The 12,686-nt window shown below is 61.4% G+C and carries 13 protein-coding genes; 1 reads left to right on the top strand and 12 read right to left on the bottom strand.

The genetic code is table 11. From position 1 onward, the window contains the following. Positions 1–71: 71 nt before the first annotated feature. The 3 genes from FZ934_RS03140 to FZ934_RS03130 all read right to left on the bottom strand — a co-directional run bounded on the left by FZ934_RS03140 (position 72) and on the right by FZ934_RS03130 (position 3,856). Positions 72–1,472 (bottom strand): sensor histidine kinase, encoded by a 1,401-nt coding sequence (locus FZ934_RS03140; protein ID WP_153269879.1) that lies wholly within the window; start codon positions 1,470–1,472, stop codon positions 72–74. Next, positions 1,469–2,146, bottom strand: coding sequence for a response regulator transcription factor (locus FZ934_RS03135; RefSeq protein WP_153272349.1), 678 nt, complete (start codon positions 2,144–2,146; stop codon positions 1,469–1,471). The genes FZ934_RS03140 and FZ934_RS03135 overlap by 4 nt, the downstream gene beginning before the upstream one ends. 141 nt (positions 2,147–2,287) lie before the next feature. Continuing rightward, on the bottom strand, positions 2,288–3,856 hold the full coding sequence (locus FZ934_RS03130) for a Do family serine endopeptidase (RefSeq protein WP_153269878.1): 1,569 nt from the start codon (positions 3,854–3,856) through the stop codon (positions 2,288–2,290). Positions 3,857–4,082: 226 nt separating this feature from the next. Here FZ934_RS03130 and FZ934_RS03125 point away from each other — a divergent pair, with 226 nt between their 5' ends. Then, positions 4,083–5,261 (top strand): MFS transporter, encoded by a 1,179-nt coding sequence (locus tag FZ934_RS03125; RefSeq protein ID WP_153269877.1) that lies wholly within the window; start codon positions 4,083–4,085, stop codon positions 5,259–5,261. On the opposite strand, the gene FZ934_RS03120 is transcribed toward FZ934_RS03125, so the two are convergent. The 9 genes from FZ934_RS03120 to FZ934_RS03080 form a co-directional block, all read right to left on the bottom strand. Then, positions 5,251–5,706: a cytochrome c-type biogenesis protein gene (locus tag FZ934_RS03120; RefSeq protein ID WP_153269876.1), complete on the bottom strand. Its 456-nt coding sequence runs from the start codon at positions 5,704–5,706 to the stop codon at positions 5,251–5,253. The genes FZ934_RS03125 and FZ934_RS03120 overlap by 11 nt on opposite strands. Then, on the bottom strand, positions 5,703–7,691 hold the full coding sequence (locus FZ934_RS03115) for a heme lyase CcmF/NrfE family subunit (RefSeq protein ID WP_153269875.1): 1,989 nt from the start codon (positions 7,689–7,691) through the stop codon (positions 5,703–5,705). Before FZ934_RS03115 ends, FZ934_RS03120 begins: the two co-directional genes overlap by 4 nt. Then, positions 7,688–8,140 carry a cytochrome c maturation protein CcmE gene (ccmE, locus tag FZ934_RS03110; protein WP_153269874.1) on the bottom strand — a complete coding sequence of 151 codons (453 nt, stop codon included), beginning with the start codon at positions 8,138–8,140 and terminating at the stop codon, positions 7,688–7,690. The genes FZ934_RS03115 and ccmE overlap by 4 nt, the downstream gene beginning before the upstream one ends. Beyond that, positions 8,137–9,267 carry a c-type cytochrome biogenesis protein CcmI gene (ccmI, locus tag FZ934_RS03105; RefSeq protein WP_153269873.1) on the bottom strand — a complete coding sequence of 377 codons (1,131 nt, stop codon included), beginning with the start codon at positions 9,265–9,267 and terminating at the stop codon, positions 8,137–8,139. The genes ccmE and ccmI overlap by 4 nt, the downstream gene beginning before the upstream one ends. 108 nt (positions 9,268–9,375) lie before the next feature. Continuing rightward, positions 9,376–9,804, bottom strand: coding sequence for a hypothetical protein (locus FZ934_RS03100; RefSeq protein WP_153269872.1), 429 nt, complete (start codon positions 9,802–9,804; stop codon positions 9,376–9,378). 115 nt (positions 9,805–9,919) lie between these two features. Continuing rightward, a complete protein-coding gene (locus FZ934_RS03095; protein WP_153269871.1) occupies positions 9,920–11,320 on the bottom strand; it encodes a sensor histidine kinase in 1,401 nt (466 codons plus the stop codon). After that, the gene (locus FZ934_RS03090; protein WP_056825275.1) at positions 11,310–11,981 is read right to left on the bottom strand and encodes a response regulator transcription factor; all 672 of its coding nucleotides are present in this window, start codon (positions 11,979–11,981) and stop codon (positions 11,310–11,312) included. The genes FZ934_RS03095 and FZ934_RS03090 overlap by 11 nt, the downstream gene beginning before the upstream one ends. A 52-nt stretch (positions 11,982–12,033) precedes the next feature. Beyond that, positions 12,034–12,282: a hypothetical protein gene (locus FZ934_RS03085; protein WP_113363343.1), complete on the bottom strand. Its 249-nt coding sequence runs from the start codon at positions 12,280–12,282 to the stop codon at positions 12,034–12,036. Between the two features lie 176 nt (positions 12,283–12,458). Further along, positions 12,459–12,674 carry a hypothetical protein gene (locus FZ934_RS03080; protein WP_153269870.1) on the bottom strand — a complete coding sequence of 72 codons (216 nt, stop codon included), beginning with the start codon at positions 12,672–12,674 and terminating at the stop codon, positions 12,459–12,461. Positions 12,675–12,686: the final 12 nt, after the last annotated feature.

The raw sequence follows: 12,686 nt of genomic DNA, 5'->3' as shown, positions 1-12,686 counted from the left end.
GGGTTCAAGACGCACGCGGCCAACCGCAAATTGACCCGTTGCGACATCAGGCGCACGTCGCCGCAGTGCTTCTACTTTGTCGGGAATACCATCGTAACCGTCAGCCCACGTCCGGCCGACTTATCCGTTTCCGTATCCGAAAGCTCAAGGCTGCCGCCATGAAGTTCCATGACCGCTTCCACGAGCGAAAGCCCGAGCCCGGTGCCGGGCTTCGACCGGCTCTCGTCCAGGCGAACGAAGCGCTTGAGAACTTCGTCTCGCTTGTCGGCAGGAATGCCGGGGCCATGATCGGCTACCTGCAGGCAGATACCGTCGCTTCTCCGCTTGAGACGCAGCGCAATTTCCCCACCATCGCTGCTGGAGGCGTACTTGATCGCGTTGTCGATAAGATTGAAGATCGCCTGTCCGATGAGCTCGCGATTTCCCTGGACTTGTACACCCTGCTCGATGGCCGACGTCAGCGCGAGACCCGCTTCATCGGCGACCGGCTCATAGAGCTCGGCACTATCGGCGACGATCGCGGAGAGATCTACCATCGACATCTCGGCCGCGACCGATCCAGCCTCGACGCGCGAGATCATCAGCAACGCATTAAAAGTGCGGATCAGCTGGTCGGATTCTGAGATGATCCCTTCGAGAGCAGCACGTCTCACATCGGTTTCAGGCGTATCCAGCGCATCCGCGGCCTTGTTTCGCAGGCGCGTAAGCGGCGTCTTCAGATCGTGCGCGATGTTGTCTGAGACCTGCCGCAGGCCCTCGTTCAGCTTTTCAATTCGCCCGAGCATGGCATTCAGCGACGCCGACAGACGATCGAATTCGTCTCCGGAACCACCAACTGGAAGGCGCTGCGAAAGGTCGCCCGCCATGATCTTCTTGCTGGCGGCCGACATGCGATCGATCCGCTTCAGTGCGTTTCTGCCGATGCCGAACCAGATAATGATCGCGCCCAGCCCCATGATCGCCAAAGCGATCATCAGCGCCTGGCGAACGAGGCCGCGGAAGGCCTCCGGCTCTCCCAGATCGCGCCCGATCAAGATCTTCAAGCCGTTGTCGAGAACTTCGATGTTGGCGACCGCCATATGACGCTTCGTCTGCCCGCCTTCAGCGTAGCGCTGGTAGAAGAACGGCAACGACGTCCACCCCTCCTCCTGCATCACACCCGGCTGAACCGAGGCAACGTTGCCGGCAAGGATATCGCCCGAAGGGCCGGCAATGATGTAAAGGTTGGCGCCCGGCTGGCGCGCACGACGCTCCATCGTCCGCAGGAGCAGATTCATGCCCCCGGAATCATAGGCCCGCTGTACCTGATCGACTTCCTGCTGCACGGCCTCGCGGATCTGGCTCGTCAGCAGCCGCTCCGACATCGCGGTCACATAGAAGACGAGCGTTGCGGCGCAGATCGCGAAGAGCAGGATGTAAAGGGCAGAAAGACGGACTGCGGTGGACTTGAAGAGAACCCGAAAACGGCTCATCCCTCATCCTTGATCATGTAACCGGCACCGCGAATGGTCTTCAGCAGCGGCTGGCTGAAGTCCTTCTCGATCTTCGAGCGAAGGCGCGAGACATGCACGTCGATCACATTGGTCTGCGGGTCGAAATGGTAATCCCAGACGTTCTCCAGGAGCATGGTGCGCGTCACCACCTGTCCGGCATTCTTCATGAGATATTCGAGAAGACGGAATTCCCGCGGCTGCAGCGGGATTTCCTTGCCGCCGCGCCGAACCTCGTGGGACAGGCGGTCGAGTTCGAGATCGCCGACGCGATAGACGACGTCCTGGTCGGGCGTGCCCTTGCGGCGACCCAGCACTTCGACACGGGCGAGAAGTTCGCTGAAGGCGTAGGGCTTCGGCAGATAATCATCCCCACCCGCCCGAAGTCCGGTTACGCGGTCGTCCACCTGGCCAAGCGCCGAAAGGATCAGGACCGGCGTATGAATTGCCTTGCGGCGAAGTTCGCTGATGACGGACAGGCCGTCGCGGCGCGGCAACATGCGATCGATGACGATCACGTCGTAGGTATTTTCCGTGCCCATGAACAGGCCGCTCTCGCCGTCGCTTGCGTGATCGGCGACAATGCCCGCCTCGCGAAAGGCTTTCGTGAGGTAAACCGCGGCTTCCAGGTCGTCTTCGATAATCAGAATCTTCATGCGCCCGACATTACCCGTCGGCGTTGTTTCGGCAAGACTTGAAGCTGTATCCTGTAGAAGAGACGTCATCGCGGCACCCATGATGCATTGACGGAAAGGAGCCGCGCCCTTTTGCGCGGCTCCTGCTTGCGGGCGGGGAGGTTAGCCCTGGCCGTCGAGCGGAAGGGCAACGAAGCGGCTGCCATCCTTCGACAGGATCTGGAAGAGCGCACGGGTGCGTCCGTCCTTCTTTGCCTGGTTCAGCAGCTTGACGACGTCATCGGCGGTGGAGACTTCCTGGTTGTTGACCGAGGTGATCTTCTCGCCTTCCTTGATGCCCTTGTCGGCTGCGTCCGAGTTCGGATCGATACCGGTGATCTGCAGACCCTTGCCGTCATCCGACGGACCGACGGTCAGACCGAGATCGGCAAGCGCCTTCTCGGAAGCCGGGGCCTGCGTTTCCGGTGCCTGATCGCCGGTGTCGTTGGAAGCGTCCTTCTGATCGGCCGGCAGCGTGCCGAGTTCGACCTGCAGGGACTGTGCCTTGCCAGCACGCCAGATCGAGAGCTCGACCTTCTTGCCAGGCTGCATCGCGCCAATACGACGGCTGAGATCGCGGGCATCCTTGACCGGCTCACCATTGAGCGCGGTCACGACGTCACCGGCCTTCATGCCGGCCTTCTGGCCAGGCGAACCATCCTGCGGAGCGACGACGAGCGCGCCGTTGGCTTCGGAAAGACCAAGCGAGTCGGCGATATCCTTCGTCACCGGCTGGATCTGGACACCGAGCCAACCACGCGAGACCGTGCCATCCTTCATCAGGTCAGCAACCACATCCTTTGCGGTCGAGGCCGGAATTGCGAAGGCAATGCCGACGCTGCCGCCCGACGGAGAGAAGATGGCGGTGTTGATACCGACGACTTCGCCGTTGAGATTGAAGGTCGGACCACCCGAGTTGCCCCGGTTCACAGCTGCGTCGACCTGCAGATAATCGTCATAGGGGCCGGAGCCGATATCACGACCGCGAGCCGAGACGATGCCTGCTGTCACCGTGCCACCGAGACCGAACGGGTTACCAACGGCAACGACCCAGTCGCCGACGCGGACGTTGTGATCGTCCGCCCAGTTGACGTAGGTGAACTTGCGTCCCTTGGCATCTACCTTGAGGACCGCGAGGTCGGTGCGCGGATCCTTGCCGATCAACTTGGCATCGAGCTCGGTGCCGTCGTTCATGACCGCAACAAAGGCGCTGCCGTCGGAAACGACGTGGTTGTTGGTGACGATATAGCCGTCTTCAGAGATGAAGAAACCGGAACCCTGAGCGACCGGGCGCAGACGACCCTTGCTGTCAGGCTGGCCGAAGTGCTTGCCGGGAGGACCACCGCGATGACCCTGCGGGCCCTGCTCGCCGAACTGGCGGAAGAAGGGCTTCAGAGCATCAGGCAGGTCGTCGAAACCACGGCCGTTGAAATCGAACGAGAAGCCATTGCCTTCATCGTCAGCCACCGGGTTGACGCGGCTTTCGACGCGAACGGACACGACAGCCGGGGAAACGGCATCGACGACATTTGCGAAACTCGGAACGGACGGTGCCTGGACCTTCACTGCTTCGGCATGGGAGGGCGTGATCTGGAGGGGAATACCGGTTGCAAGCACCGCAGCGGCAAGACCCGCGACGGTCGAGGCCTTCAGCGCGGTACTGAGCGACGGAGCTTTGATATTCTTAAGCATAAGTGGCACCTTCTTCGTTTTACATCGACAGGACCGGCAGTCACCGGATCGGCTGATGAACGAAGATATAGGACGGCACACCTTACTGCGAACTGTCCGAGCGATGAAAAATTCGTAATGTACGACGCTTTCGATATCGCTTGCCGCCCGAACCGGCCGAGGTTCGGTGTCGACGCGTTGCGCGCAAACCGCTATGGATGCGCCGACCCCACGGACACCGACGCAAATGACCCACGCAATTTCGACTGCAGATTTCGCGCCCGACACCGCGGCCATAGCCGCTGTTATCATCGGCGTGACCGCTTTTGCCGTTGCGCAGGGCCTGACCTACCCGCTGATTTCCCTGGTTCTTGAGCACCGCAGCGTCCCGCAGAGCCTGATCGGCTTCAACGCCGGCTGCTTTGCAGCGGGACTGGGCACGGCGACATTCGCGGTCGGGGCGCTGACGCGGCTCGTGCGTGGTGACCGGCTGATCGTCGGCGGCCTCGTCGGCTGTGCACTCAGCCTTTCGGTCTTCGCAAGTTCCGACAACTTTTGGGTATGGTGTGTCGCGCGTTTCTCGTTGGGCGTCTGCGTCAGTCTCATCTTCATGCTCAGCGAAGCCTGGCTGAATACCGCCTGCCCGGATCGCCTGCGCGGCCGCATTTCGGGGCTCTATGGTGCCGGCATGTGCGGAGGCTTTGCCGCCGGTCCTCTGGCGATCCCGCTCTTCGGCACCAAGAACGGTTTCGCCTTCGCGCTTCTCGCCGTTTACGTCGCCTGTGTCGCTTTCCTGACGGTGATACTGACCCGAAAGGCTCGTACCCAGCCCGAACAGGCCGCCTCAGGCGCTCTCTTCAGCTTTGTTCGCCGTGCACCGTTGCTTGTTGGAATGGTGGCCGCTTTCGCGATTGCCGACATCGCGGCCATTTCCGCGATGCCTGTGTATTTCGTGCGGCTTGGCTATTCCGAGTCGTTTGCCGCCATCAGCGTCACGATCCTCGCGCTCCCGACTGCGTTGGCCCAACCGCTTGTCGGCTGGTTTCTGGACAAGACGTCGCGCTCGGGAGTCGCCCTCGCCTCGGCGCTCATTGCCGGTCTCAGCTTTATCGCCATTCCTTTTCTGGAATCGCAGGCGGCGATCCTGATTGCGTTCGGCATCATGGGCACCGCGAGTTTTTCGCTCTATACCTGCGCCCTGACGATCCTCGGGGAACGCTTCGCGGGCGAGGCGCTCGTGGCGGGAAGTGCGGCATTCGCGCTTGCCTATGCCATCGGCAGTGCTGCCGGCTCCTCGACGGTCGGAGCCGTCATGGACATCTACTCGCCGGCCGCCGGCCCGATGACCGCGGGAAGCGTCGTCCTCGCTTTTGCAGTGTTCTACGGCCTGTCGCTGCTGCGGAGCCGAGCTCGATCTAGCTCTTGAGCAGGTCGTCGAGCTTTGCCTGTTCTTCTGCGGTCAGCGTCGAGCCGGTCGGCTTGCCTGTCCGGCGGCGAGCGAAAACCAACAGCGAAATCCCGCCGACCACGAACAGGACCAGCGGAGCACCCCACAGCATGAGCGTCTTCGCTTCGAAGCGTGGGCGGAGAAGAACGAACTCGCCATAGCGGGAAACGATATAGCTCATCACCTGCTCGTCGCTGTCGCCATCCGTGATACGCTGACGAACGAGCAACCGAAGATCCTTCGCCAGTTCGGCGTTGGAGTCGTCGATCGATTGGTTCTGGCAGACCATGCAGCGCAGCTCGGCCGAGATCGTCCGCGCGCGCGCCTCAAGAGCGGGATCCGCAAGCACCTCATCGGGATTAACAGCGAATGCAGGCCCAGCCCCGAGCACCAAGGCGGCAACGAGGAGCAGGCGGCGTATCATTCTGCAGGCTCCATAACCGGCGATGCAGGCCGCGCCTTTCGGCGAGGCGCGCCAACGCGGAGGCGGCGATCACTCAAAGATACGAAGCCGCCAAATGCCATGACAAGCGCCCCACCCCAGATGAACAGGATATATGGCTTCCACCACACACGCACTACGACGCCGCCATCGTTGGTCGCATCGCCCAGCGATACGTAGAGCTGGCTGGACCCGAAAGTGAGGATACCGGCTTCAGTCGTCGGCATCTGCCGCGCCGTATAGATCCGTTTGGACGACCAGACGTCAGCGACCTCGACGCCGCCACGCCCGATGGTGAAGTGCCCACGCTCCTCGGTGTAGTTCGGTCCGCGCGCCGGTTTCATCCCGTCAAACCGCAGGCTATATCCTCCGGCCTCGATGACTTCGCCCGGCTTCATCTGCGTGACGTGTTCCGTCTCGAAGGTCGTGACGGCCACGATGCCGAGAACGCTCAACCCAAGGCCGGCATGGGCCAGGGCAGTCCCGAATGCTGAACGCGGCAGGCCAGTCAGGCGGCGAAACGCAATGCTGGCCGCCACCTTGCCGACGCCGGCGCGATACCAGAGATCCGCGATCGCGCCGAAGACAAGAAACAGACCGGCGGCAAAGCCAAGCGCGGCGAGAACCGGGCCACCGTGCTTGACGTAAAAGAAAACCAGGGCGGCAACCAGCGAAAGGGCGGCGGCAACATAGAGCCGTTGCAAGGCGCCGAGCAGATCGCCGCGTTTCCATGCCAGCAGCGGCCCAAAGGGCACCGCGACGAGCAAGGGCGCCATCAGGAAGCCGAACGTCATGTTGAAGAAGGGAGGACCGACGGAAATCTTGTCTCCCGTCAGGGTTTCAAGCAGCAGCGGATAGAGCGTGCCTGTCAACACCGTGCCGCAGGCGACGGTGAGAATGAGATTGTTGACGACCAACGCGCCTTCACGCGAGATCGGCGCAAACAGGCCGCCCGCGGACAGCAAGGGTGCGCGGAAAGCGAAGAGTGAGAGCGCCCCGCCAATAAACAGAAGCAGAATGCAGAGAATGAATACACCGCGCGTCGGATCGCTGGCGAAGGCGTGAACAGATGTCAGCACGCCGGAGCGGACGAGGAAGGTTCCCATCAGCGACAGGGAGAAGGTCAGGATCGCCAGCAGGACCGTCCAGATCTTCAGCGCCTCGCGCTTTTCCATGACAAGCGCGGAATGAAGGAGCGCTGTTCCGGCAAGCCAGGGCATAAAGGAGGCGTTTTCGACCGGATCCCAAAACCACCAGCCGCCCCAGCCGAGCTCGTAATAGGCCCAGTAGGAGCCCATCGCGATGCCAAGCGTCAGGAATGTCCAGGCTGCCAGCGTCCAGGGACGGACCCAGCGTGCCCAGGCGGCATCGATGCGGCCTTCGAGAAGAGCGGCCACGGCAAAGGAAAAACAGACCGAAAAGCCGACATAACCGAGATAGAGCAGTGGCGGATGGATCGCGAGCCCGATGTCCTGCAGCACCGGGTTGAGATCTTTGCCCTCGGCGGGCGCGGGATCGAGGCGCGTGAAGGGATTCGACGTCAGCAGGATAAACAGAATGAAGGCAACCGATATCCAGGCCTGAACGGAGAGCACATTCGCCTTCAGCGTATCCGGCAGATTGCGACCGAAGACGGCAACCAGCGCGCTGAACAATGCCAGGATCAGCAGCCAGAGCATCATCGAGCCTTCGTGATTGCCCCAGACGCCGGAGTATTTGTAGATCAGCGGCACGAGGGAGTGCGAGTTCTCCCATACATTCGCGACCGAGAAATCCGACACGACATGCGCGTAAGTCAAAACGCCAAAGGAAAGCGTGACCAGCCCAAACAGAAGGACTGACCCGACAGGCGCAACGTCCATCATCGCCTGATCAAGACGGCGCGCACCGATCGCCGGAACAAACGAGAGGACGATAGCGGTGGCCAGCGCCAGGATGAGTGCGTAATGCCCGATCTCGATAATCATTGCGCTGTCTGCCCTTCCTGCCAGAGGCCCTGCGCCTTCAGCCTGTCGGCGACCTCCTTGGGCATGTATTTTTCGTCGTGCTTGGCAAGCACCGTGTCCGCGGTAAAGACGTCGCTGCCCGTCTCAAAACGTCCCTCGGTCACGACACCCTGCCCTTCCCGAAAGAGGTCGGGTAGAATTCCGGTATAGCGAACCCGCACCAGATCACCGCTGGCGTCGGTCACGGCGAACTGAACCGTCGACCCGACACCGCGAATGATGCTGCCGGACCCGACCAGACCACCAAGGCGGATCCGCGTTCCCGGCGGCACAGGATTCTTTGCAAGGTCGGCAGGCATATAGAAATAGGCCACCGATTGGCTGAAGGCGAACATGACAAGCAGCACAGCGGCGATGATGAAGCTCATGCCGCCGCCGATAACCGCAAGGCGTTTCTGCTTGCGCGTCATTCCGTCAATCCTTCCGTGGCTATACCGAGCTCATTTGCGAGCGCGAGGAGCTGCTTGCCTTTCTCGCCGTTGGCCGGAAAAGTCGCAAGCCCGCGCTTCAGCGCATCAACCGCATGTTCCCTGTCGTTCAGCACCGCATAAGAGCGGATCAGGCGCAGCCAGCCTTCGAGATTGTCAGGGTTTTCGGTGAGCTTGGCATTCAGGCTTTCCACCATGCCCTTGACCATCTGCTGTCGGTCACCCGTGCTCATCTGTTCGGCTGCGGCGACATCGGCCTGCGTCGGATTGCCGAGCGGCTGCGCTTGCGTCGGCGTGCCGCCGTTCGTGGTGATATGCTCGTTGACAAGCGGCAGCCAGGGGGCATCCGGGGCAGACGCTTTCGCCAGAGCCTGAAACCCCGCCAGAGCCTGCTGCTTCTGGCCTGCCTGCTCGAGGCCCAGAGCCATATAAAAGCGCGCCCGCGGATTATCCGGCTCCAGTTGCAGCAGCTGCTTCAGGACGGCGGTGATCTCCTCGGTCACGGTTCCGTCGGACCGTTTCATCAGAGTTTCCGTCAAGCCATCCAGACGCGCCGCTGTCGGCCCGAGCAGCCGGATCGCATTGCGATAGGCAAGCTCGGCATCGTCGATGCGCATGGTGCTGTAGTAGATCGGCGCAAGAACGTCCCATCCCTTGCCGTCGTCAGGATTCTCCGCAAGGTGGCGCTCCGCCTTGGAGACAAGGATCGCCAGGTCGTTGCCAGGGTGTTCCAGGCGGGCCTGAAGCGGCTGGGACGGCAAGTCGGGCCGCCCCATCGTTGTGTAAAGACAGAGCCCGACAAGCGGCAGCAGCAGCAAGACGAAGGTTTCAGTGAACAGATGCCTGCCAACTCTCGGCCTGGACGGCTCCGATGCGGCGCCGGAGACTGCGATGAGGCGGCGACCGATTTCGGCGCGCGCATAATCAGCCTCCTCAGCGGAAATCAGCCCGCCGGCCAGGTCCCGATCCAGTTCCCGAAGCTGGTCACGATAGACTGCCGCTTCGCCGGCGCGATCATCGGCGGCCGCTTTCGCTCCACGCAAAAGCGGATAAAGGAGAACGGCGGCAACAGCGGCCGTCATGGCGGCCACGAGAATCCAGAAAATCATAGCCGCCAATTACTTGAAGCGCGGCTTTATTCCAACCTTCAAAGGCGTGATGACGCAGATTTGAGGCGTTTCGCCGCAATTATTCCCGCTGTGCGGTTGCCCGGGATTTCAACCGAGCGGCGACCAGCTGCCGTCATCGTTGCGGCAGGCGGAACCGCGAGCCACGGTTTCCTTGCCTTCGACGGTCAGCGTGTGGGTGTACTGGCGGCAATTCTGAGAGCCGACCTGATAGGGCGCGGCTGCGATGACCTTGCCGCTGACATTTCTGCCGCTCCAGACAACCGGCTGCCCGACGCCAGCGCCTTCGAGCGCACGATACTCGGCCTCAAGCGCGCGCTGCTTGTCGCTGTCGCTCAGCTCTACCCCGGTACGACCTACTATGCCGCCCTGCAGCGCAGAGATGAACGTGGCCGAGGCAGACGGCTTGCCGCTTCCGAAAAATCCGCTGGAAGGACCGCCCTTCGTCGTTTGGCAGCCGGACAGCGCAACGACGGCACAGAGAGAAGAAACGATCATGCCTTTTGAACGAAGCATCATTTACTCGAACCCAGATCAGGTAATCATTACGCTGGTACAGACATAGCCTGCCATGACGCAATCATGGCAAAGCATGCTATGCAAATTGGATATCTTTCTGGCATCAAGCAGTTGCTCACGCAACATCCTTTGTAATGCCGGGAAGAATAAGGCGCGCTTTCAAGCCGCCCTGATCGCTGCGGGACAGTTCCAGCCGCCCCTGGTATTCGTTGGCGATCTCGGTGACGATCGACAGCCCGAGCCCGGTGCCAGGCTTGCTCTCGTCGAGCCGGCGCCCCCGTTTCAGGGCTTCCCGGATCTGGTCCGGCTCAAGTCCACGGCCATCGTCCTCGACAATGATCTCGACCCAGTGACGGCGAGCGCTCTCGCCGGCCTTTGGCTCTTCATGCGTATCCGCAGCCACGACGCGAACCTTGTGCGTCGCAAAGCGTGCAGCGTTCTCCAGAAGATTGCCGACGATTTCTTCCAGATCCTGCTGCTCCATGGCCACGGCAATATGCGGCGGCGCCACCTGCAGCTCGAATTCCTTGTCCACGTTCAGCCTGCGCATCACACGCACCAGACGCTCGAGCGCCGGCTCGGCATCGGTGCGCGCCAGCACGGATTCACGCTGGGCGGCAATGCGGGCGCGGTTGAGATAGGACTGGACCTGCCCCTGCATCGCTTCGGCCTGGCTGCGAACCAGCTCGCCATGCGACCGTTCGAGCACCCTCGCCTCGTTGAGCAGAACAGCGATCGGGGTCTTCAGCGAATGGGCCAGATTGCCGACCTGCATGCGAGCGCGCTCGACGATGCGGCGATTGCTGTCGATCAGCGCGTTGACCTCATTGGCAAGCGGCAGGATCTCGCGCGGGAATTCGCCCTTCAGCTGTTCGCTTTCGCCGGCACGGATGCGTTCCAGCGCGGCACGCGCCTTGTCGAGCGGCTTCAGGCCATAGAGAATCGCAAGCGCGTTGACGATCAGACTGCCGACGCCGAAGCCAGCAAGTGCAAGATAAAGACTGTGGGAGAAGTTTCTGACGTCGTCCTCGACGACATCAACGTTGCCGGTCACGCGAAAGCGCGCCGCTCGTCCGTCCGTGTCGAGCACCACTTCGGTTTCGGCGACCTGGATCCGGTTACCGGACGCGTCCGTCACCTGATAGTAGCGCTCATAATTCTTGTCGAAAGGCGCTTCCAGCACCGACGGTACCGGAATGGTCGTGGATCCAAGAGAGGGCGAAACCAGCGGCGGCGCCGTATAGGTACCGAGCGGCTCCACAACCCAATACCAGCCGGTTTTCGGCTGCGCGAACCGGAGATCGCCGAGCTGAGGGCTGCCGTTGAGCGCGCCCTGATCGCCGATCGCCACGGAATTGATGACGTTGTAGAGCTGCGCACGCAGCAGATCCTGAAAGCCGCGTTCGGCGCTCTTGCGGTAAAGCGTCGAGATCAGCAAACCAATGACGACAAGCGCCACTCCCGACCAGATCGTGGTCAGCAGCAGAACGCGCGCTGTGAGCGACTTAATTCGCATTGCTCGGCGCTTGGATGCGGTAACCGAGCCCGCGCACCGTCTCAATCAGATCAACGCCCATCTTCTTGCGAAGACGGCCGACGAAAACCTCGATCGTGTTGGAATCGCGATCGAAATCCTGATCGTACATATGCTCCACCAGCTCGGTGCGCGAGACGACCTCGCCCATATGATGCATCAGGTAGGCGAGCAGACGATATTCGTGCGACGTCAGCTTCAAAGCGACGCCGTTGACCATCGCCTTCGATGTCTTGGTATCGAGCCGAACCGGTCCGCAGACGATCTCGGAGGAGGAATGGCCAGCGGCACGGCGGATCAGGGCACGAATACGGGCAAGCACTTCCTCGACGTGGAACGGCTTGGTGACATAGTCATCGGCGCCAGCGTCGATGCCGGCAACCTTGTCGCTCCAGCGGTCACGGGCGGTAAGGATCAGGACAGGCATGCCGCGACCCGCGCCGCGCCATTTCTCGAGAACCGTCACGCCATCAAGTTCGGGAAGTCCGATATCGAGGATGATGGCGTCGTAGGGTTCGGTCTCGCCGAGGAAGTGCCCCTCCTCTCCGTCGAACGCCTGATCGACGACGTAGCCGGCTTCCTTGAGGGTATCCGCCAGCTGACGGTTCAGATTGACATCGTCTTCGACTACGAGAATGCGCATCGGTCAGCTTTATCCTGCTTTATCCGTTCGGTGTTTCTTAGGCCGATTCTGCCTACATCGGAACCTTGACAGTGACCTTGCGCGGCCGCTGACCGTTTCCCTGCACCAGCACGGTAATGATGCAACTGTCGCCGGAGGGCTGGACGGACAACAATTGCCCGCCGGTTTTCTCGACAACCTGCTGTGCGGCTTCGCTGCAATCGCCTGCCACGCGCACGACAAAGTTGCGCGAATTTTCCGGTGAGGGCGACGACAACGCCAGCCCGGCGGCCAACGCTGCGACACTCAAGGGAGAGGCCATGTGCTACGCTTTCAATGGATACCAACTTGGCCCGACTATGTACCCAAGCGACCTGAATGGCAAATGAATGCCTTGTAACGCCGCTGTTTGGAACGATTTCAAACTGCTTTCGGGCAACACGCTAAGGCATTGAAACGACCCGCAATCATGCGGGTCGCCAGGTCGGCCAGATCGCCTCAGGAGGAGGACCGGATCGCCGTTTTCGCCGTCACGCGACCGTAAACGGCAATCAGCCCTCCGAGCGCGCCGGCGATGTTGACGATCGAATCAACGATCTGCCCGCGATCGACCGTAGAGATATCCACACCCGTAAAGTGCATGACCGATGCGAGGATCGCGACCAGCGCTCCCCATATGGTTTTGGAGCTGTACCAGTTCTTCAAATCGTTCATAGCGCTTCGTCC

Source organism: Rhizobium grahamii, from assembly GCF_009498215.1.
In the GTDB taxonomy this organism is placed as follows: domain Bacteria; phylum Pseudomonadota; class Alphaproteobacteria; order Rhizobiales; family Rhizobiaceae; genus Rhizobium; species Rhizobium grahamii_A.
This window is presented reverse-complemented; position numbering and strand designations above follow the sequence as displayed.

What these genes read in the sequence shown, in the direction of transcription:
- FZ934_RS03140 (WP_153269879.1), bottom strand. Translation starts at nt 1,472, where the DNA reads ATGAGCCGTTTTCGGGTTCTCTTCAAGTCCACCGCAGTCCGTCTTTCT.
- FZ934_RS03135 (WP_153272349.1), bottom strand. Translation starts at nt 2,146, where the DNA reads ATGAAGATTCTGATTATCGAAGACGACCTGGAAGCCGCGGTTTACCTC.
- FZ934_RS03130 (WP_153269878.1), bottom strand. Translation starts at nt 3,856, where the DNA reads ATGCTTAAGAATATCAAAGCTCCGTCGCTCAGTACCGCGCTGAAGGCC.
- FZ934_RS03125 (WP_153269877.1), top strand. Translation starts at nt 4,083, where the DNA reads ATGACCCACGCAATTTCGACTGCAGATTTCGCGCCCGACACCGCGGCC.
- FZ934_RS03120 (WP_153269876.1), bottom strand. Translation starts at nt 5,706, where the DNA reads ATGATACGCCGCCTGCTCCTCGTTGCCGCCTTGGTGCTCGGGGCTGGG.
- FZ934_RS03115 (WP_153269875.1), bottom strand. Translation starts at nt 7,691, where the DNA reads ATGATTATCGAGATCGGGCATTACGCACTCATCCTGGCGCTGGCCACC.
- ccmE (WP_153269874.1), bottom strand. Translation starts at nt 8,140, where the DNA reads ATGACGCGCAAGCAGAAACGCCTTGCGGTTATCGGCGGCGGCATGAGC.
- ccmI (WP_153269873.1), bottom strand. Translation starts at nt 9,267, where the DNA reads ATGATTTTCTGGATTCTCGTGGCCGCCATGACGGCCGCTGTTGCCGCC.
- FZ934_RS03100 (WP_153269872.1), bottom strand. Translation starts at nt 9,804, where the DNA reads ATGATGCTTCGTTCAAAAGGCATGATCGTTTCTTCTCTCTGTGCCGTC.
- FZ934_RS03095 (WP_153269871.1), bottom strand. Translation starts at nt 11,320, where the DNA reads ATGCGAATTAAGTCGCTCACAGCGCGCGTTCTGCTGCTGACCACGATC.
- FZ934_RS03090 (WP_056825275.1), bottom strand. Translation starts at nt 11,981, where the DNA reads ATGCGCATTCTCGTAGTCGAAGACGATGTCAATCTGAACCGTCAGCTG.
- FZ934_RS03085 (WP_113363343.1), bottom strand. Translation starts at nt 12,282, where the DNA reads ATGGCCTCTCCCTTGAGTGTCGCAGCGTTGGCCGCCGGGCTGGCGTTG.
- FZ934_RS03080 (WP_153269870.1), bottom strand. Translation starts at nt 12,674, where the DNA reads ATGAACGATTTGAAGAACTGGTACAGCTCCAAAACCATATGGGGAGCG.